Genomic DNA, 19,418 nt, shown 5'->3' on the forward strand with positions numbered 1-19,418 from the left:
CTTACTGAACAGTACTTTATGCTACTTTGCTCAGCCCCTAGGCTCTGCATTTATTTGGTTGTTCAAACTTAACTTATTAAAAATAAAGGTAAGTTTAAAATACTTAAGTAGATACACTATAGTTAACGGTATTAAAAATACACTATTATGAGAAATAATTATGATTAATGGTTTACTACATGCACTTGTACTTGATGGACAAGGCGGCGCTCGCCCTATTGAAAGCACGAATGAGCTAAATAGCTGGCAACCAAGCCAAGGGAAACTTTGGGTGCACATGGACTATAGCCAAAGTGAGGCGGTTGAGTGGCTCAAGGCACAGCCTCATTTAAACGATTACGAATTAGACTCTTTAATTGCTGATGAAACACGACCACGTATTACAGCAACAACTAATGGGCACATGTTATTTTTACGTGGTGTAAATTTAAACCCAGCACAAAGCCCTGAAGACATGGTTTCAATTCGTTTATTTATTAGTGAAAATATCCTTATTACCACCCGTAAGCGCCGTTTATTATCGGTGCAAGATACGCTTGCGTGTTTAAATGAAAACAAAGGTCCATGTAATATTTCTGAGCTAGTATGCTCCATTACACAAAAACTAACCTCTCGCATGCAAAGCGTTATTGATTCACTAGATGAAACACTCGATGAGTTTGAAGAAGAAATAGATGAACCTAGTAAAAGGTTTGATAACCAAGGTTTATCACAGTTACGCCGTCAAACAATTGCCTTAAAACGCTATTTAAAACCGCAAAAAGAAGCCCTTAGCTCAATGGTAAATAATCACTATTCCTGGCTGTTGGATGACGATAAAGCAAAACTTAATGAAACGACTAACTTACTTATTCGTTATTTAGAGGAGCTTGATAGCTCGATTGAGCGTGCGCAAATCATTCAGCAGACAATCACTAACCAAGTATCTGAACAGTTAAACCAGCGAATGTATGTTATGTCAGTAGTAGCGGCACTTTTTTTACCGTTAGGCTTTTTAACTGGCCTGTTAGGTGTAAACGTAGGGGGTATTCCGGGTACCGAAAGCCCTTATGCATTTAGTGCTTTTGTCATATTTTTAATTGTGCTTACTGGCGGTATTGGTGTGTATTTTAAAAATAAAAAATGGCTATAAATTAAAGCAATTTTAGTATGGCCACTCAATTGAGTGGCCATGATTGAGTAGCTAATTAGTTAGTTTCTCGGGTATAACTAACATTTGTCATCGTTACTTTAGATTCTGTAATCCCTAAATCTTCAAAGCACTCTTTGAAAGAATCCGAATTACCCGATTCCCCACACTCATCCAATGTATCAGGGTCTTGTGATTGTAGGTAATTACCAAATTTAAAGTATGACTCTGAGTCATCTTCTACAGGTATACCAAATGAGCGACCTAGTGCGCTAACATCAACATCGCCATAATTATTTTCAACACGTAGAGTAAACGAGCCACCACTAGTAATAGTACCAAGGGCAAATTTTTCTTCGCTACCGCTTGTATTTCGCAGACGAACATAAACGTCAAAAATGCCATTTCCAGCTACACTGTCATCAAATCCAGATTCATCTGTATCTGAAACATACACTTTAGAAATTGTCCCGGTATCGCTAGCATGGTGCTGAGAGATAATTGTTTTACCACCATCTGACATTTCAACTTTTACAGTTGCCTCAAAAACCTCATAGGTTTCGGTCATTGCAACACGTGCACTTTCTTTAACTTTATATTCATGACGCCAGCCATTCCCGTTTGGAGTGATATGACGCGCTTCTAAAGGAACAAACTCCAAAGTATCGCTATTTACTAATGGATGAGGATCATTACCTTCAAGATCAAAAATACTACCGTTGGTGATGTTACTCGCTATACCAGAGCCACTACCCGTATCACCGCCGCCAGTATCACCACCTGTGTCTCCACCGCCAGAAGAGCTACCCTTAGTTAACGAAAAGTCATCAAAACGAACATCGCTTGAACTCTTATCATGCTTAGCAAATACTTGTAGTGAACCAGTGTTAGCCGTGGTGAAAGTTTTAGATACTTTTGTCCATGAAGAAACATTGAATTTCTCACTTTTAAACAAACCATTAAGATCATTGATCCCGATTTGCCCCTTACCGAGTACATAGGCACTTAACGTGTACTGAGTATTTCGATCTACATCTACATTTTGATAAACACGCCCTGGGCTACCTTGTATTTTCAGTGATTTAGAGCCTTTATACGAATCTGAAGATAGCGCTGCAGGCTCTGTTTCATTCCAATTACTCCAGCCACCTTCGAAACCTGAATTTTCAATCGAGGCAGCGTGCGCAAAAGAAGTACTTGCAGCAACTGCAGAGCAAATAAGTAACTTTTTAAATTTAACCATTATTTTTATTCCTTTAAACCTGAATAATAAGCAACCTTACAGCTTAGCTTGGCGATAAAAACCAAACCTAGATCGCATCATTTAAACAGACTTTTAAACCCAAAAAATTGGTAACAACAAAAAAGAATTTGAAAAGAAAAAACCTTTAAATTGGTATTACCAAAACCATCACCTAACCGGCAAAACAAGGCTATATTTTTTGTTACCAATATGTCAACAAGTTAATTGTTACCATGAAAACTATAAAACCGCTAAAGGGATATCTTTAAAATACAAAAAAAAACTTTAAAAACAATACCTTAAAAACGTATTGATTTCTATTTACACTATGTAATAAATTTTAAATTTAAGAAAATAGTAGTACCTAAAATAAAAACCACTATTACCAATATTTAACGCAAAACTTAATGCCTTATGAATAAACACCGTTATTTCCTGATAAAATTGTTACCAAAACAGACTGGTAATACCTGTTAAATTTAATTTAACTTTAGTTATAAAGGTAAATTTGCATGACTAAAATTTAATTTAACTTTAGTTATAAAGGTAAATTTGCATGACTAAAATTTAAAAATACGCGCTTATATAATTTAAAATTTCAAAATATGAGTGCAAATAAATAATTAAAAGTAAATTTTATATGTGAGATTAACCTTTCAAATTAATAGGTGATGATGAAATTGAAATACTAAACAGGTACTAATTTTGAGATTTCTTTGGAGTGAGTAACACTTTGTTGTCTATATGGATACAGGTGAGGGGCGTGAGCAGAACGCGGAAGCTGCGCTCGGTTAACTTATTCTTACATGGATGTAAGCAAGTTTGAATCATGTAAAATTAGCACTCCCTAATTCGAGACACAAAAAAGCGAGTACTTTTACAATACTCGCTTTCAAATTAATAAATCTAGACTCTAGTTAGCTGCATTACTCTTGAAAGTAAGTGCCCCAACCATCGTACTCAACTTCGCATTCTACGGCTAGTTGCGCTAGCTTATCAACGTCTTCCATAATTACGTCTACGTCTAGCTCAGCTTCTACTACTATGTCGAAGCTCCAAATTTTGCTGCCGTCTTCAAGCTCAAGCTCTGCTGGCTCTTCAACATCGTAGCCTAGTTTAAAAGCAGCCAATGCTGCTTGCTCTAGCTTAGGGAAGTCTTCACATACAAAATGGTGTTCTACTTCATAAAGTATTTCAGGATCTGATCCATCTTCAAGTAGTGAACTTACGATGTCTTCACTTATTTCACGCCAGTTTTCCATTATTTATCTCTCACTTGAGCATCTAATTCAGTTATTTTAGCAGCCATAATGCTATGCACGCTTTTAGCATGCTCACGCGCGCTAGTGTTTTTATCAAGCGATATAGGCGCTAACATTTCGATGTGAATTGTACCATTATCCCAACGATTTAGCTTAATGGTTTTATGTGTTGTATTCATACATACTGGAATCATGGGTACATCTGCGCTCATTGCGGTGTGAAACGCGCCAGTTTTAAACGGCAATAAACCTCTTCCGTAACTTCGTGTACCTTCAGGAAACATCCATACAGATAAGCCATTCTTCTTAATTTTTTCGGCTGCTTTTGAAATAGTTCCCGCCGCTTTGGAGCGATTAGATCTGTCTATTAATATATTACCCGACAACCAGTAAAGCTGACCAAAAAACGGAATCCACTTTAAGCTTTTTTTACCTAAACTTACGCAATTTTTTGGCACCATTGCTGGCACTGTAAATAAGTCGTAGCTATTTTGATGATTAGCAACATAAACCGCAGGACCTGGATCAACGGCATCTTTATGACGTGTTAAAACTAACTCAACGCCAATCATTTTAGCCATTGAGCCAAACCAACCCGCTATTATATGTACATTATTAGGATGAAATGGTCTTACAATCGAAAGTAATAAACCAAAAATACAACTGAATAATATAAACAGCAGCATAATAAAAACGCGTATGACAGCTAGCAAATGGGCTTCTCCAAAAATCAATTATGATTATTATAGCGTTATTTTGTGACACAAACGAGTCAATAGCGCACAAGTGTACGCTGAAATATTTAAGCTGCTTGTTTTAATATTGCTTTAAAATGGTTTTAAAACAAAAACGGCCTGCAAATGCAGACCGTTTTTATTTGTACAAAAGAAGTCATTCGCTACTCTTCGCTAATAACTTCTTTTGGTTCATCATCTTGAGGTGTTAACTCAACAACCGCTTCGTCAACACGCTGTAAGCCACGTGGTAATTTATTACCCCTACGCCCTCGCTCACCATGATAATGCTCTAAGTCACTTGGTTTAAGTGTTAGTTTTCGCTTACCAGCATGAAGCGTAACACTGCTACCTAGTGGCACAACAGCAAGCACTTTTACAAACTCTTCACGGGCTTGTACTTTAGCACCCGGTATAGAAATGATTTTATTACCTTTACCCTTACCTAATTTTGGTAAGTCTCGCAGCGGGAATAAAAGCATTCGACCTTCGTTAGAAATAGCCATACAGTAATCGCTAGCAACATCGTTCACTCTAATAGGAGAAAGTAATATTCCACCTTTAGGGACACTTACCAGCGCTTTACCATTTTTATTTTTACTAACTAAGTCTTTAAAGTCGGTGATAAAGCCGTAGCCCGCATCTGACGCCATAAGCAATACTTGCTCATCTTCACTCATTACCACGTGCTCAAAATTAGCACCTGGTGTTAAGTTAAAGCGACCTGTCATTGGCTCGCCTTGGCTACGCGCCGAAGGTAGACTGTGTGCATCGGTTGCAAACGCCCGCCCTGCTGAATCTAAAAATACTGCAGGTTGATTACTCTTACCACGAGCCGAGGCTCTAAAGCCATCACCTGAGCGATAATTTAAGCCTTGTACATCTAAGTCATGACCTTTACCAACGCGTGCCCAGCCTTTGTCTGATAGCACAACAGTAACTGACTCTGATGGAATTAAATCTTTTTCGTTAAGTGCTTTTGCTTCTGAGCGCTCAATCACTGGTGAGCGGCGATCGTCACCGTACATTTCAGCGGCTTCTTGAATTTCTTTTTTAAGCAGTGTCGACATACGACGCTCAGAACCCAAAATTTGCGCTAATTTATCACGCTCTTTGGCTAGTTCATCTTGCTCACCACGAATTTTAAACTCTTCAAGTTTTGCTAAATGACGAAGTTTTAATTCTAAAATTGCTTCTGCTTGCGTATCGGTTAAATCAAAGCGCTCCATTAATACAGGCTTTGGTTTATCTTCGCTGCGGATGATTTCAATTACTTCATCAATATTTAAAAAGGCGGCTAATAAACCCTCTAAAATATGTAGGCGCGCTAATACTTTATCTAAACGATACTGTAAACGACGACGCACTGTTTCGCGTCTAAATGTTAGCCACTCACTTAAAATACAGCGCAAGTTTTTAACTTGCGGGCGACCATCTAGGCCTAACATGTTTAAGTTTACGCGGTAGTTTTTTTCAAGGTCGGTAGTTGCAAATAAATGAGCCATTAATGGCTCAGCTTTAATGCGGTTTGAGCGCGGGATAATTACAATGCGTGTTGGATTTTCGTGATCTGACTCGTCACGTAAATCGGCAATCATTGGTAATTTTTTAGCGTTCATTTGCGCTGCAATTTGCTCAAGCACTTTACCACCAGAACATTGATGCGGCAGTGCTGTAATGACAATATCGCCATGCTCTTCGGTGTAAACCGCACGCATTTTGATAGACCCACGACCGGTTTTATATATTTTATGAATATCGGCTTTTGGGGTAATTATTTCAGCATCTGTTGGGTAATCTGGTGCATGTACAAGCTCAAGTAATTCTTCAAGCTCTGTTTTTGGTTTATCAAGTAATAAACAACATGCGCTAGCCACTTCACGTACGTTATGTGGCGGAATATCAGTTGCCATACCTACGGCAATACCCGTTATACCGTTGAGTAAAATATGCGGTAAACGAGAAGGCAGTACAACAGGTTCATCCATTGTGCCATCAAAGTTTGGTGTCCAGTCGACGGTGCCTTGACCAAGCTCTTTAAGCAGTACTTCTGAAAACTTAGATAAACGCGCTTCGGTATAACGCATTGCTGCAAACGATTTAGGGTCATCTGCCGCACCCCAGTTTCCTTGCCCATCTACCAAAGGGTAGCGGTAAGAAAACGGCTGCGCCATTAATACCATCGCTTCGTAACATGCACTATCGCCGTGTGGATGGTACTTACCGAGTACGTCACCCACTGTACGGGCTGATTTTTTGTACTTAGCATTAGCCGACAAACCCAGTTCGCTCATCGCATAAATAATACGACGCTGTACTGGTTTTAAGCCATCACCTACATGCGGCAAAGCACGGTCCATAATTACGTACATGGAATAATTTAAATAGGCGTCTTCGGTAAAGCGCCCCATTGTTTGTTGCTCAATTCCTTGCATTAGCAAGGTATCTGTATCACTCATTAAAGCTTACCTAGTTTTTCTTATAGCTTACACGGTAGATTACGTTGGCGTAATCATCGCTTACTAACAGACTGCCGTCACCTAATTCTGCAAATGCAACAGGGCGTCCAAATGTTGTTTCGTCTTTCATAAAGCCAGTAATAAATGGCGTATATTTAGTTACGCGACCTACTTCAATTGTTGCTAGCCCTACTTTATAACCTGACTTTTTAGAACGGTTCCATGAGCCATGTTCAGCAACAAATAATTGCTGCTTATAGCTTGCTGGAAATTGCTTACCGTTATAAAAATGAATACCTAATGGCGCTACATGCGCAGGAAGTGCAAGTGCTGGTGACGTATAATCGGCAATGTTTTTACCTTCACCAAACTCAGGGTCAATAATTGCACCGGCATGAACATACGGAAAACCAAAATGCTCCCCTTCTTGCGTTGCACGATTTAACTCATCAGGCGGAATATCATCGCCCATCATGTCGCGACCGTTATCACTAAACCATAGAGCTTGAGTAGCTGGATGAAAATCAAAACCCACTGTATTTCTCACGCCCTTGGCTATTGTTTTTATTTGTTTTGTTTCTACATTAAGCGCAAAAATACGGCCAAAACGTTCATCTTCAGCACAAATATTACACGGTACACCCACCGGAATGATTAGCTCACCCGTTGGTGCAAAACGCAGAAATTTCCAACCATGATGACGCTCGCTCGGTAGCTTGTTATAGACCACATCAAACTTTGGGTCTTTTAATTGGGTATCAATGTTTTTAAAGCGAATAATACGATGTACTTCGCCTACATATAAATCGCCATCTTTAATTGCTATGCCAGAGGGCATATTAAGGCCTTTAGCCACAACAATTTTTTTATCTGCTACACCATCGCTATTATGATCAATAAGTGCATATACGTTGCCCGCTTTACGAGAACCTACATACACAATCCCTTTTTTTGAAACGGCTATTTGACGTGCATTTTCTACATCGCTCGCAAATAAGCTTATTTCAAATCCCGGTACTACTGTGAGCTTATCGAGTATATTTTTAGCCATTACAGGAGCGGTAGTCAGCCCAAGTAACAGCAAACTTCCTAGTAGTTTTTTCATTCGCCTCTCCTAGTGTTAAGCACAGGTAATTAAACGAGTGCCTTGTTACCATGATCTTCTAACCATTGACGACGATCAGGCGATCGTTTCTTAGCAAGCAGCATATCCATCATTTCCATGGTTTCTACTTCTTCATCAAGCGTAAGCTGCACTAAACGTCGGGTATTTGGATCCATCGTAGTTTCACGAAGTTGTAACGGGTTCATTTCACCCAGACCTTTGAATCGTTGTACGTTTACTTTACCGCGTTTTTTCTCGGCTTCTATGCGCGCCAAAATAGCGGTTTTTTCTTCTTCATCAAGTGCGTAATAAACTTCTTTACCAATATCTATTCTAAATAATGGCGGCATTGCTACATAAACATGCCCTGTTTTTACTAACTCTGGAAAATGACGAACAAACAGAGCACATAATAACGTCGCGATGTGTAGTCCATCCGAGTCAGCATCGGCCAATATACAAATTTTATTGTAGCGCAGTCCCGACATATCCGTTGACTCGGGATCAATACCCAATGCCACTGAAATATCGTGCACTTCTTGTGATGCGAGTATTTGGCCTGACTCAACTTCCCAAGTATTTAAAATTTTACCACGTAGCGGCATAATTGCCTGAAATTCACGGTCTCGCGCTTGTTTAGCAGAGCCACCAGCAGAATCACCTTCCACTAAAAATAATTCGGTACGGTCGTTATCGGCCGCGCTACAATCTGTTAGTTTACCCGGTAAGGCAGGACCTGCAGTAACACGTTTACGCACTACTTTTTTAGCTGCACGCAAGCGAGTTTGCGCATTTGAAATACATAACTCAGCTAATAATTCTGCTGTATCTGTATGTTCATTTAACCATAAACTAAACGAGTCTTTTACAACCCCCGATACAAACGCAGAACATGAGCGTGATGATAGTTTTTCTTTTGTTTGACCGGCAAATTGAGGGTCTTGCATTTTAACCGACAACACGTAACTACAACGATCCCAAATGTCATCAGGAGTTAATTTCACACCACGAGGGAGTAAGTTTCTAAACTCACAAAATTCACGCATTGCTTCAAGCAAGCCTTGGCGTAAACCATTTACATGCGTACCACCTTGCGCGGTAGGAATAAGGTTTACGTAGCTTTCAGCTATTGATTCACCACCTTCTGGTAGCCATACAACAGCCCAGTCAGCGCCTTCAATTGAACTTTTAAATTCGCCTACAAATGGGTCTTGCGGTAATGTTTCAAAACCTTTAATTGCTTCAACTAAATAATCTTTTAAGCCTGTTTCGTAAAACCATTCTTGGGTTTCTTTTGTTTGCTTATTAACAAACTTAATTCGCAGTCCTGGACACAAAACTGCTTTGGCTTTTAATAAATGATTAAGTTTGGTAATTGAGTAGTTTGGTGAATCAAAGTAGCTGACATCAGCCCAAAAACGAACCGTAGTACCAGTGTTACGTTTACCCACTGTACCAATTACATTTAAGTCTTCTACTTTATCGCCGCTTTCAAATGCCATTCTGTATTGTTGAGCATCGCGTCTTACTGTTACTTCTACACGCGTAGATAACGCATTTACTACCGAAATACCTACGCCGTGTAAACCGCCCGAAAACTGATAGTTTTTATTAGAAAACTTACCACCGGCGTGTAGCTTAGTGAAGATCAATTCAACCCCAGGGATACCTTCTTCTGGGTGAATATCAATAGGCATACCGCGCCCATCATCGCTTACTTCAAGCGAATTGTCTTCGTGGAGTATTACGTCGATACGGGTAGCATGGCCAGCCATAGCTTCATCGACACTGTTGTCGATAACCTCTTGACCTAAATGATTGGGACGTGTTGTATCTGTGTACATCCCTGGGCGTCTTTTTACCGGATCTAATCCATTAAGTACTTCAATGGCTTCGGCGTTATAATTTTGATCACTCATAGTTTTTGTCTTTATATCCGCTAAGGCTCTAATACGTTTTACTAGTTTTATTGTTATATGCGCTAAAGCGTTAATATAGTAACTAACCTTTGTTCAGGTTAACTAGTTTTACGTGATTTTAAGAAAATCTACAATACTTGCAAAGGTGCGTTCAAATTCAACGTAGCTATGATCGCCACCAAATTCTATCAATTGCTTACATTGTGAATAATATTTTACCGCGTGTTGAAAGTTCAACACTTCATCGCCTGTTTGCTGTAATAAGTACAGTAACTCAGTGTGTGCTAATTTATCTACAGCGAGTAATTTAAGTGCCTCAATATGACTGTTATTTAAGTCGTAATGATAATCTTGATACGGATTATAATTAGGCCCAAGTAACGACTGTAATAAATTATAGGGTGCGACCGCGGGATTAATGACCACTGCAGGAATTTGATAACGCTGCGATAAATACGTGGCAAAAAAACCACCTAACGAGCTACCTAATAAAACGGTATTTGGCGTTAGTAATTGCTCAAGCTCAATTATAGCTTGTAGGGGCTCGTGGTTTAAGCTCGGTACACAATAATCAACGTCATAGTTTGCCATAAGCTCACCAAAGCGCACAGCTTTATATGATTTTTGTGAACTATTAAAGCCATGAATATAAATTACGCGTTTAGCCATACCACTTCCGTTTTTACTTCTACTTTATCTTTTTTACTGTTTATATTGAGAATTCTGTAAGCTGGGCCCGCATTTTTTTGCTCCCACTGTGAAGTATGCTTTACAAACTGTATTGAGCTGGCTGGGGTCGCATATATGGGCAATCCTCTAAAGCTTTGCTGGTAATCATTATGAACATGACCATGGAAAAGCGCTGATGTGTTGTTACTGTTTACTAAAATATTTAAAAGCTGTGGACCATTTTCTAATAAGTGCTTATCAAGGTAGCCATTTATTGGCAGCGGATTATGATGACAAAATATAACCTTACTATTATTAGAGTCGACTAAAACGTCCGTTATTTCATCTAAGTGCGCACCAGTAACCCATCCTGCAGGCGTAGGTCCTTTAGAATTAACTAGAAGTAGCTCAACCCCATTAGCAATAATATGTTTAGCCGGACTTATTTGCCCACCACTTATGCGATTAAGCATCGCGAGTTCATCATGATTACCTGGTACCCAAAACACAGGGCAAGTTATGTCACTGGCATTTATAAGTTCACTAAATAGTAAGTACGATTCAAAGCTATGATCTTGCGTTAAATCGCCACCAAAAATAATGCAGTCTATTGGCTGCTCAGCAATGTGTGCTAAGGCTTGTTCAAAATGAGCTGCGGTATTTATATCAAAGTATTTACCGCTTTTGTCTGCAAATAAATGGCTGTCAGTAATATGCGCAATGCACAAAGATGATTTATCAAATGTGTACGAATCATCAAACCAAGCCATTATTTACATCCCAATTTAATGTCGCTTGTCCATGCTCTACACAGGCTACTAACCAGTCGTATAAAAAAGCATTAAGTTGATACTTTTCATCTTTTTGATGCATTTTAGGGTTAGGGTAACCATATGATGGTTTTATGCGTTGATGGTAATCGTGGTGAACAATTTCTGCCACTTTCGCATCGTGATACAAGCGCACCGTTAAATACAGCGGTGTTATTCCTTTAACCATTCCTGTTAGCTGCTTAATTGAAATATCCATAGTATATTTTGCGCTGCCATCAATTTTTGTAGCAAATTCACTGTTGCCAAGTTTTACTTCACGAATGCTTCCTAAATTGCGCTCGCTCGGTAATAACTTTAATAGTCGCACATAGTTATGCTCACAAAGAGTTAAATACTTTGGGAGGCTCTGAATATATCGCTTTGTTGCTAATTGTGCTGTCAAGGTACCGCCATAATTTTAGTAAGAGTTTATGCCCATTTGTTTGCCATTTTTTCGCGATTAAGCGCAAGCCACTGCATACAAATAACCGTTGCCGCATTATCCATTTCACCGTTATTGAGGCGCATTAGCGCATCATCAACTGATAAAATGTGAGTTTTTATATCCTCTCCTTCAGTTTCAAGACCATATACACCTGATTTCACTTGGCTTAAGTCAGTACGCGCTAAATATAAATGTAAGCGCTCAGTTGTACCACCGGGGCTTGATAAGTATGAAAGCATAAATTCAAGTTCAGTTAATTCAAGTCCAGCTTCTTCATACGCTTCTTTTTTAACAACTGATTCGTAATCTTTGCTGCCGTCTGTCATTCCGGCTATACATTCTAGCAGCCACGGCGAATGCTTGCTTTTAATAGCGCCAATACGTATTTGCTCAATTAAAAGAACAGTATCTGATATTGGGTCGTAAGGGAGTACTGCAATTGCATCACCACGCTCTAATATTTCGCGGCTAATTATTTTAGATTTTCCACCTGCAAATAGTGCATGTTCAAACTGGTACAAATCAACCTGAAAAAAACCTTTATAGAGGCTTTTTATTGGCTTTAAATTTACATCTTCATGTGTAAATTGAACGAGTTTTTTATCAACCACGTACCTAGCTCCTACTTATCTAAATCTTTAAAATGCGTTAATATATTCTGTTACACTTGAACATACTGTTTTACTAATTATTTTTTTTGTTATGCAGTAAAACAGGTTAACATGCTTTTAGTACAAAAATTGTCTAAGGACCGAACCCCACATGAAAAAGAACATTCTTGCGGCGCTAGTTAGTTTATCATGCGCACTAGGTGCAACAGCAGTGAAAGCTGAAGATTTACTACAAGTTTTTGAAATAGCGACAGCTAACGATCCTACTGTTTTAAAAGCAAAAGCCCAAGCTGATGCACAGTCTTATCAAAGCGATTTGGCGATGAGCACACTACTGCCTCAAATTGGTTTGACTATGAGTTATACTAAAAGCGATGCAACGTCTTATCAAAGCGTTGGCGACTTATCTAACCAAGTGAAAGTTGAAAGTGACACAGACCAATTCTCTCGAGGTGTAAGCTTAAGCCAAACTTTATTTGATCTAGGTGCCTGGAACACGTTAGATATTGCCGACAAGCAAGCGCTTCAAGCAAGCGGCCTATACGATGCAGCTAAACAAAATTTAATTGTACGCGTTGCTGAAGGTTATTTTAATGTATTAAGCGCAAGCGATAACCTTGAATTTGTTGAAGCTGAAAAACGTGCAATTGAACGTCAACTTGAGCAAACAAAACAACGTTATGCGGTAGGCTTAACGGCTATTACAGACGTACACGAAGCACAAGCTCAGTTCGATAACTCTGTAGCTCAAGAAATTATTGCAGGTAATGCTGTAGAAACAGCACGCGAGCAACTTCGTGAGATTACAGGTAAATATCACGAAAAATTAGATTTTTTAAATACAGATACTTTCTCAACAACTAGACCAACTAAGCGCTCAAGCGACTTTGTTAAAGTAGCTGAAGATAAAAACATAAATCTACAAGTGTCTAAAGTAACAGTTGATATTGCAAAAGATCAAATTGAATTAGCGAAAGCGGGCCATTATCCAAAACTAACTCTAAGTGCAAGTTATGGTGATTCTCTTACAGACAATCAAATAAATGGCGCTAACTTTGATGATCAGCCACGGTCAGACTCAAGCTCTGTAGGGCTTAACTTTAGCGTACCTTTATATTCAGGTGGCGCAACGGTTGCTGCAACAAATCAGGCCCGTGCGTTTTACGTAGGTGCTAGCCAAGACTATGAAACAAATTACCGCGCAGTAACTCGCACAGTGATTACATCATATAATCAAGTTGTTTCAGACATCGCTACTTATAAAGCGCTAGAGCAAGCCGTTGTTTCAGCTCAAAGTGCGCTTAAAGCAACTGAAGCCGGTTTTGAAGTAGGTACGCGTACAATTGTTGACGTACTAGTAAGTACGCAAAATTTATACGATGCAAAGCGTAACCTTGCTGATGTACGTTACCGTTATGTGCTATCTACCCTTCGCTTAAAGCAAGCTGCGGGTACATTAACAAGTGAAGATTTAGTGGCTATAAACCAAGGTTTAAAAGCCGCTTAAATCGCATAATTCATGTAGTTAAAAACATTGGAAGCCAGCTAAATGCTGGCTTTTTGTATTTTACAGCGCTTAGCGTTAAACTATCGTTTTTATTCTCAGAGATATTTTTGTGGTCACCTCATCTCCTTTTAAAGCATCTTTTTTAGGCCCTCGATACTGGTTAACGTGGATTGGCGTTCTATTTTTATATTTAATTTCTTGGTTACCGCAAAAACTACAATTGGCAATGGGTAAACAGCTTGGTCGCTTAGTTCATAAATTTATGAAACGCCGTCGCCATATTGCAGAAGTTAACATTAAATTATGTTTTCCTGATATGAGCGCAGCAGATCAAAAAGACCTTGTGCTCAAAAATATGGAAAACACCGGTATTGCAATGGTTGAGACTGGCATGGCCTGGTGGTGGCCGCAGTGGCGAGCACAAAAAGCATTAGGGTCTTTTAAAGGGCTTGAGCACTTTGAACGTGTTCAAGCGTCTGGTAAAGGTGTTTTATTGCTTGTACCTCATATTCTGCATCTTGAAATGGCTAGCCGTATTATGGGCTTAGAGTGTCAGGGTGTTGGCTTTTATCGCCCTCATAACAACCCTCTAATGGAATACTTTACGACTAATGGCCGCCTTCGCTCTAACGAATACCTAATTGGCCGAAAAGATGTAAAAGGCTTACTAAAAGCATTAAAGAATAAAAAGGTATGCTATTACTTACCCGATCAAGATTACGGCCGTAACCGATGTGAATTTGTTCCATTTTACGCAGTCCCTGACGCGGCAACGACAACCGGTACTCTTATGTTTGCTGGTAGTAAAAACTGCGAAACAATGAGCTTAATAACTCGCCGAGATGAAAATGGTAAATATCACTTGGAAATACTACCAGAGCTTGAAAACTTCCCTAGTGGTGATGATAAGGCTGATGTAACGCGTGTGAATCAACGAATGGAACAATCTGTTAATGCCGCACCAGAGCAGTATATGTGGCTACACCGTCGCTTTAAAACTCGACCTGATAAAAATACCCCTTCTTTTTATAAAAAGTAATGGTATAACAATAATAGGAACAAATAAGGTGGGTAATAATCATGTGGTTTTGGATTAGACATTTATCATTTGCAGCCGTGCTAATTGCACTCGCCGTATACTTTTTAGTGGGTGATGGTTCTGTATTTGATATTAAAAAATCTAAAAATGCAGCCGCCGAAGGATTATCACGTTTTTACTCCTCCATTCGTAACCAAGTAAAAAGTGATACAGAACGAGATCAATTTGTTTTAAAGCTTAAAACACCAGAACAAACCTTAGATAGAGTATTGGCTGAACGTGCGCGAACAGTAGACCCGATGCCGACTAATTGGACTGGAGAAGTTGAGCCTAGGCGCTTTGAAAATGGCACAACACTTAAAGACGTACTCAATCAGTACGCTAAAAATGAAGGCATTGAACTTTACTGGTATTTAAGTAAAGACTACGTAGTTAAAGATCATTTTAGAGTAGACAGCAACTTTACTTCAGCACTTTATCAAATTGGTCGTGCTATAAATGACGACTTTGAGCATGAGGTTTATACTTACTTTTGCCATAAACAACGGGCAGCGGTTATTACAGAGTTACCATCAGAATTTGTACGTACAAACTGTTTAAAACTAAAGGTTTAAAGGTTTACTCGCACAAAAAACCCAAGCAAGCGCTTGGGTTTACAGTTCAACTTAACTCAAAAATACTATTCCAAATATTCGTCACGTTAGTAATATCTTGCAAGAAAGCTTCTCGCGAGATCAACTTGCCTTTTTGATCCAAGCTCAACACGTGATAACACGAGCGATAATCAATATACGCTTTAATCAACTGCTGTTTTTGCTCTTTAGTAATACAGCCTATATTTGCTGCATCCGTTAATATTCTTACGTTATCTGAGTAAACTGTAAGCTGTTCAAACTCATTGGCGTGTTTAAGTACTAAATATTGCGTAATAAACTCAATATCAGCCATACCACCAACATCTTGTTTTAAGTCAAATTGCTCAGTATTTCCTTTCGCTAAATGGTCGCGCATTTTTTCGCGCATTTTTATTACATCTGCTTTTAAGACGGTATCATCGCGCTGTTGGCAAAGTATATTTTTACGAATTTGTGAAAAACGATCTATGAGATCGTCTTGGCCCAAAATCAACCGTGCCCGCACAAGTGCTTGATGTTCCCACGTCCATGCTTGAGTTTGCTGATAGTGATTAAAGCTCTCTAGATTGATAGCCAGTAAACCTGATGCACCTTCAGGGCGTAATCGCGTATCAAGCTCATACAAAATACCCGATGCAGTACGAGTATTAAATAAATGCATTAAGCGCTGAGCGAGTTTTAAATAAAACTGGCGAGAATCTATCGGCTTTTCACCATTGGTTTGGCTTGAGCCATCATGATTATGCACAAACACCAAATCTAAATCTGAGTCATACCCCACTTCCAAGCCGCCCGTTTTACCATATGCAATAACAGCAAAGCCTTTGTTTTCATCATCAGTGCCAGGTGGCATACCAAAACGCTTAACAGTGTTATGCCATGCAATATTAACAGCTTGATCAACAATCGCCTCAGCGAGTACGGTTAAGTGATCGCTTACTTTCATTACATCGAGAACGCCGGTTGCATCTGCAGCTGCAATTCGTAATTGATGCGTTTGCTTAAATTGCCTAAGCGACTCCATTTGCAGTTCTAAATCGTCATGCTCTATTCGTAAAAAATACTGTCTTATTTCATCTTTATAAGCCGTTAATGGTGTCGGTTTATAAAGAACCGCTGGGTCTATTAGCTCATCAAGTAATATAGGGTAGCGAGAAATATGCTCACCTATCCATTTGCTATGACAACAAAGTAAAACGAGTTGCTTTAACGCACCTTGGTTTTCGTACAGTAATTCTAAATAAGCAGTGCGTGAAATTATTTTATTAAAAATTTGGCAAACCATCGTAAAAGCAGCTTCGCTGGCATTAAAGTCATTTAACTGACTTAATAAAACAGGCATTAATTTATCAAGGGTGTCGCGCCCTCGGTTACCGATGTTTACCTTAGACAGCCTTAATTTAAAATCGTTAAGGGGAGTTTGCCATTCATCTCTAGCCTCTTTTAAAAACCCCACATCACCATGATCCCAAGCACTAATAAATGCGCCTTCACAAGTATCAAGTGGTGCGGTTTCCTCGCCAATGACCAGTGCAAACTCACCGTTAACTTGCTTCATCACTTTTTCAATAGTGCTTAAAGTAGCAGCAAAATCCGCTTGTTCTAATAATAAATTTAAGCGCTGCTGATTCAATTCATCATCAGGAAGTGTTTGCGTTTGTTGATCATCAAATATTTGTAAGTACTGCTCAACTTTTCGCAAATAAAGATAATTGCGCTTAAGCTCACTTGCTTCTTGCTCATCTATAACTTGGCTAAGTGCCAACTCATTTAATGCTTTAAGTAATGATTGAGTTTGTAAATTAGCCTCTCGGCCACCTCGTACCATTTGCAGGGCTTGCACTATAAATTCAACTTCACGAATACCACCAGCGCCTAATTTTATATTATTAGTTAAGCGTTTACGGCGAACCTCTTGTGCGATCATTAACTTCATTTTACGCAAAGATTCAATTACCGAAAAATCAATATACCGGCGATAAACAAACGGCTTTAAAAGCTTAATAAATTCATCCCAATATTTATTAGGGGTGCCAATTAGGCGCCCTTTTAACATTGCGTAGCGTTCCCAGTCGCGCCCTTGCTCCTGGTAGTAATCTTCAATAGCATTAAAGCTCATAACCAAAGGGCCACTTTCGCCAAACGGGCGTAGGCGCATATCAACTCTAAATACCTGCCCGTCACCGGTGGCTTGGTTAAGTGATGCAATGAGCTTTTGTGCAACTTTGGTATAAAATACTTGGGCCTCAAGGCTTCTGCGACCACCTTGGGTTTTTGTACTGCGTGGATATGCAAAAATGAGATCAATGTCAGAGGAGTAATTTAGCTCTTGCCCGCCGAGCTTCCCCATCCCTAAAACCATTAATGGCATTGCTTGGCTTTGCTCATCAAGCGGCTCACCATTTACTTTTGCCACCTGCGCATGCGCCCATTGGTTAGCGCTATCAATTAGCATATCAGCCAGTTGGCTTATGTAATTAATGCTATCGGCAATAGGGTTATTACAACATAAATCTAAAAAGGCGACTTTAAGCCAGTATTTTTCGCGGTACTTTCGTAAGATTTGATTACACTTAGCATCGTCAATATCACTAAGTTCAATGCTATCAAAGGGAGAGGTAACATGCCTGTTTTGAATTTCATCTTTGCACAGCAGCCAGTCTTTTAACGTTGGTTGTGATTCTAAACAGCGCCAGGCAAAGTCGCTCAAGGCGAGTAATCGTATAACTTCGCTTTCATTACTTTGCTGTGGATATAATTGTTCGAAGCGCTCTAAGCCAAGTTTTTGTAATTGAATAGGAAGTTGCTTTACGTTACTCATCAATCCTCTCTTTTATATCATCAATAACCGTACTAGAATGACTAAAACCTAGAAAGGTTCACTTAATTAGGATCACCATGTCATATTTGTCTTTATCTAACACTAGTTTTATTGCTATTGCTATTAGTTTTGCGGTTATTTGTATAACTATTTTTAGTTTACGAGTTGTCACTCAAATTAAAGCAAAACAAGCGCTTAAAGATGAACTTGCGCAGCACGATAACTTTGCCATGGGTATTAGCTTCGCATCTGAAATATCAGTTGTAATAGCCACTATGGCCTTCTTATTTGATGAAATAAGCATAAGCACCGCGCAATCCAATCCATTAAAAGTTTTGGTCATTATTATTTTATTATTTACATTTATTAAGGTAGGTCACTTAATTCATCGTAAATGGATATTGCACAGGTTTAATGAAGAAGCTGCAATATTAAAGCAAAATGTATGTGCTGCACTGGTGGATTCGGGCATGTTAATCGCCAACTGTATTATTGCACTTGGTTTATACACGTGGACACATACCCAAGGGTTTAGTAACTTACTTATTGCTTGCGTTAGCTTTTTTACACTTCAGGGAATGTTTGCACTGGATAGTAAAATACGAGAATATCGTTTTGCCAAAGCAAACCAAGGCGCTTCGCTACAAAGTAACTTCAACTTAGAAAACACCTCTATAGGTATAAGATATGCTGGAAAATCAATCGGTTTAGCATTATCTGTGTACGCTGGTTTATCTAGCGCAGCATTTCAAAACGGTAAAATGGTAGAAAACATATTTACACTCGTTATGCATTGCGGTGTAATGTGGATACTACTCTACAGCTTAACGTATGTTATAAAAGTTATCTCTTTACCAAATATTGATACAGCTCTTGAAATAGACCATCAAGATAATATTGGCGTAGCATGTATAGAGTTTGCTGTTTTTTGTGCTATAGGTTATTTACTTATTAGCATGTTTTCTCTTTAGACCTTTTTACTAAAAATACAGCAATTAAAACGTCTGCATTTAAGTAATAATGGTAAT

At 39.0% G+C, this 19,418-nt stretch carries 16 protein-coding genes; 5 read left to right on the forward strand and 11 right to left on the reverse strand.

Annotated features, from left to right (window positions below; translation table 11 throughout):
* The first annotated feature begins 160 nt into the window (after window positions 1-160).
* On the forward strand, window positions 161-1,132 hold the full coding sequence (locus I6E80_RS10330; protein WP_076925088.1) for a zinc transporter ZntB: 972 nt from the start codon (window positions 161-163) through the stop codon (window positions 1,130-1,132).
* A 55-nt stretch (window positions 1,133-1,187) separates the two neighbouring features.
* Here I6E80_RS10330 and I6E80_RS10335 read toward each other — a convergent pair whose 3' ends face one another.
* The 10 genes from I6E80_RS10335 to I6E80_RS10380 form a co-directional block, all read right to left on the reverse strand.
* Window positions 1,188-2,372: a polysaccharide lyase family 7 protein gene (locus I6E80_RS10335; RefSeq protein WP_197185493.1), complete on the reverse strand. Its 1,185-nt coding sequence runs from the start codon at window positions 2,370-2,372 to the stop codon at window positions 1,188-1,190.
* Window positions 2,373-3,298: 926 nt separating this feature from the next.
* A complete protein-coding gene (rraB, locus tag I6E80_RS10340; RefSeq protein WP_007376503.1) occupies window positions 3,299-3,634 on the reverse strand; it encodes a ribonuclease E inhibitor RraB in 336 nt (111 codons plus the stop codon).
* Entirely contained in the window at window positions 3,634-4,347 is a 714-nt protein-coding gene (locus I6E80_RS10345; RefSeq protein ID WP_024598877.1) for a 1-acylglycerol-3-phosphate O-acyltransferase, read from the reverse strand. Before I6E80_RS10345 ends, rraB begins: the two co-directional genes overlap by 1 nt.
* A 185-nt stretch (window positions 4,348-4,532) precedes the next feature.
* Entirely contained in the window at window positions 4,533-6,827 is a 2,295-nt protein-coding gene (gene parC / locus I6E80_RS10350) for a DNA topoisomerase IV subunit A (RefSeq protein ID WP_197185494.1), read from the reverse strand.
* A 10-nt stretch (window positions 6,828-6,837) separates the two neighbouring features.
* Window positions 6,838-7,932, reverse strand: coding sequence for a sorbosone dehydrogenase family protein (locus I6E80_RS10355; protein WP_197185495.1), 1,095 nt, complete (start codon window positions 7,930-7,932; stop codon window positions 6,838-6,840).
* A gap of 29 nt (window positions 7,933-7,961) precedes the next feature.
* Entirely contained in the window at window positions 7,962-9,851 is a 1,890-nt protein-coding gene (parE, locus tag I6E80_RS10360; protein WP_024598880.1) for a DNA topoisomerase IV subunit B, read from the reverse strand.
* Window positions 9,852-9,959: 108 nt separating this feature from the next.
* Window positions 9,960-10,520 carry a YqiA/YcfP family alpha/beta fold hydrolase gene (locus I6E80_RS10365; RefSeq protein WP_197185496.1) on the reverse strand — a complete coding sequence of 187 codons (561 nt, stop codon included), beginning with the start codon at window positions 10,518-10,520 and terminating at the stop codon, window positions 9,960-9,962.
* A complete protein-coding gene (locus tag I6E80_RS10370) occupies window positions 10,505-11,290 on the reverse strand; it encodes a metallophosphoesterase (RefSeq protein ID WP_197185497.1) in 786 nt (261 codons plus the stop codon). Before I6E80_RS10370 ends, I6E80_RS10365 begins: the two co-directional genes overlap by 16 nt.
* On the reverse strand, window positions 11,277-11,735 hold the full coding sequence (locus I6E80_RS10375; RefSeq protein WP_024598883.1) for a DUF1249 domain-containing protein: 459 nt from the start codon (window positions 11,733-11,735) through the stop codon (window positions 11,277-11,279). The genes I6E80_RS10370 and I6E80_RS10375 overlap by 14 nt, the downstream gene beginning before the upstream one ends.
* Before the next feature lie 26 nt (window positions 11,736-11,761).
* Window positions 11,762-12,388, reverse strand: coding sequence for an NUDIX domain-containing protein (locus tag I6E80_RS10380; RefSeq protein ID WP_197185498.1), 627 nt, complete (start codon window positions 12,386-12,388; stop codon window positions 11,762-11,764).
* 151 nt (window positions 12,389-12,539) lie between these two features.
* Here I6E80_RS10380 and tolC point away from each other — a divergent pair, with 151 nt between their 5' ends.
* The 3 genes from tolC (at window position 12,540) to I6E80_RS10395 (ending at window position 15,548) form a co-directional block, all read left to right on the forward strand.
* Entirely contained in the window at window positions 12,540-13,895 is a 1,356-nt protein-coding gene (gene tolC / locus I6E80_RS10385) for an outer membrane channel protein TolC (RefSeq protein ID WP_024598885.1), read from the forward strand.
* Between the two features lie 109 nt (window positions 13,896-14,004).
* Entirely contained in the window at window positions 14,005-14,934 is a 930-nt protein-coding gene (gene lpxL / locus I6E80_RS10390; RefSeq protein ID WP_170072458.1) for an LpxL/LpxP family Kdo(2)-lipid IV(A) lauroyl/palmitoleoyl acyltransferase, read from the forward strand.
* A gap of 41 nt (window positions 14,935-14,975) precedes the next feature.
* Window positions 14,976-15,548: a toxin co-regulated pilus biosynthesis Q family protein gene (locus tag I6E80_RS10395; RefSeq protein ID WP_024598887.1), complete on the forward strand. Its 573-nt coding sequence runs from the start codon at window positions 14,976-14,978 to the stop codon at window positions 15,546-15,548.
* A 46-nt stretch (window positions 15,549-15,594) separates the two neighbouring features.
* On the opposite strand, the gene glnE is transcribed toward I6E80_RS10395, so the two are convergent.
* Window positions 15,595-18,390, reverse strand: coding sequence for a bifunctional [glutamate--ammonia ligase]-adenylyl-L-tyrosine phosphorylase/[glutamate--ammonia-ligase] adenylyltransferase (glnE, locus tag I6E80_RS10400; RefSeq protein WP_170072457.1), 2,796 nt, complete (start codon window positions 18,388-18,390; stop codon window positions 15,595-15,597).
* A 77-nt stretch (window positions 18,391-18,467) separates the two neighbouring features.
* Here glnE and I6E80_RS10405 point away from each other — a divergent pair, with 77 nt between their 5' ends.
* The gene (locus I6E80_RS10405) at window positions 18,468-19,361 is read left to right on the forward strand and encodes a hypothetical protein (RefSeq protein ID WP_024596224.1); all 894 of its coding nucleotides are present in this window, start codon (window positions 18,468-18,470) and stop codon (window positions 19,359-19,361) included.
* Window positions 19,362-19,418: the final 57 nt, after the last annotated feature.

This window comes from Pseudoalteromonas sp. NSLLW218 (genome assembly GCF_015864775.1).
GTDB lineage: Bacteria > Pseudomonadota > Gammaproteobacteria > Enterobacterales > Alteromonadaceae > Pseudoalteromonas.

Excerpts from the sequence above, each read along its gene's own strand:
- I6E80_RS10365 (WP_197185496.1), bottom strand. The coding sequence starts at position 10,520 with ATGGCTAAACGCGTAATTTATATTCATGGCTTTAATAGTTCACAAAAA.
- I6E80_RS10370 (WP_197185497.1), bottom strand. The coding sequence starts at position 11,290 with ATGGCTTGGTTTGATGATTCGTACACATTTGATAAATCATCTTTGTGC.
- I6E80_RS10355 (WP_197185495.1), bottom strand. The coding sequence starts at position 7,932 with ATGAAAAAACTACTAGGAAGTTTGCTGTTACTTGGGCTGACTACCGCT.
- rraB (WP_007376503.1), bottom strand. The coding sequence starts at position 3,634 with ATGGAAAACTGGCGTGAAATAAGTGAAGACATCGTAAGTTCACTACTT.
- I6E80_RS10330 (WP_076925088.1), top strand. The coding sequence starts at position 161 with ATGATTAATGGTTTACTACATGCACTTGTACTTGATGGACAAGGCGGC.
- I6E80_RS10335 (WP_197185493.1), bottom strand. The coding sequence starts at position 2,372 with ATGGTTAAATTTAAAAAGTTACTTATTTGCTCTGCAGTTGCTGCAAGT.
- parC (WP_197185494.1), bottom strand. The coding sequence starts at position 6,827 with ATGAGTGATACAGATACCTTGCTAATGCAAGGAATTGAGCAACAAACA.
- parE (WP_024598880.1), bottom strand. The coding sequence starts at position 9,851 with ATGAGTGATCAAAATTATAACGCCGAAGCCATTGAAGTACTTAATGGA.
- I6E80_RS10405 (WP_024596224.1), top strand. The coding sequence starts at position 18,468 with ATGTCATATTTGTCTTTATCTAACACTAGTTTTATTGCTATTGCTATT.
- I6E80_RS10395 (WP_024598887.1), top strand. The coding sequence starts at position 14,976 with ATGTGGTTTTGGATTAGACATTTATCATTTGCAGCCGTGCTAATTGCA.
- glnE (WP_170072457.1), bottom strand. The coding sequence starts at position 18,390 with ATGAGTAACGTAAAGCAACTTCCTATTCAATTACAAAAACTTGGCTTA.
- tolC (WP_024598885.1), top strand. The coding sequence starts at position 12,540 with ATGAAAAAGAACATTCTTGCGGCGCTAGTTAGTTTATCATGCGCACTA.